The organism is Pseudomonas sp. HY2-MNA-CIBAN-0224, assembly GCF_040310285.1.
GTDB classification, from domain to species: domain Bacteria; phylum Pseudomonadota; class Gammaproteobacteria; order Pseudomonadales; family Pseudomonadaceae; genus Aquipseudomonas; species Aquipseudomonas helleri.
In genome coordinates, this window is the sequence record NZ_JBEOPQ010000734.1 from 1 (window position 1) to 253 (window position 253).

Genomic DNA, 253 nt, shown 5'->3' on the forward strand with positions numbered 1-253 from the left:
GAACAGTTGTTGGTTATTTGCGGTGACAAGGGGTCGGGTAAATCTACACTGACAGCCGCATTAGCAAGTGAACTGGACGACTATAATTGCGCATTAATCATTTGTCCTCAACACGCAGATAGCGCTGAAATTCGTCGAAAAATTCTGGTCCAATTAATCTCCGCCCCTATTTTTGATGATGAACGTCCTTTAATGGACACTGTGCTTAGGATCCAATCTAGTCTAACAAAGCCGCTGCACATCATTATTGATG

Annotated in this window: 1 protein-coding gene; it reads left to right on the forward strand. The window is 43.1% G+C overall.

Annotation, left to right across the window (positions count from 1 at the left end; translation table 11 throughout):
* A partial coding sequence (locus AAEZ03_RS28265; RefSeq protein ID WP_350583266.1) for an ATP-binding protein occupies positions 1-253 on the forward strand: 253 nt, incomplete at both ends.